1 pseudogene is annotated in these 279 nt (G+C 58.1%); it reads left to right on the top strand.

Going from position 1 to position 279, the window contains the following annotated elements:
* Positions 1–279: pseudogene (locus SB753_RS36705) on the top strand (acyl-CoA dehydrogenase); the annotation flags it as partial.

The raw sequence follows: 279 nt of genomic DNA on the forward strand, positions 1-279 counted from the left end.
GGATCTCGCGCGTCCAGCATTCCGATCTGATGATCCTGCTCGCCCGCACCACGCCGCTTGCCGACGTGACGAAGAAAAGCGAAGGCATGTCGATCTTCATCGTCGATCTGCGCGACGCGATCGGCCACGGCATGACGGTTCGTCCGATTCCGAACATGGTGAATCACGAGACCAACGAGCTGTTCTTCGACAATCTCGAGATTCCCGCTGAAAACCTGATCGGCGAAGAAGGCATGGGCTTCAAGTACATCCTCGATGGACTGAACGCCGAGCGCACGC

Source organism: Paraburkholderia sp. SIMBA_053 (assembly GCF_046534895.1).
Taxonomy (GTDB): domain Bacteria; phylum Pseudomonadota; class Gammaproteobacteria; order Burkholderiales; family Burkholderiaceae; genus Paraburkholderia; species Paraburkholderia caledonica.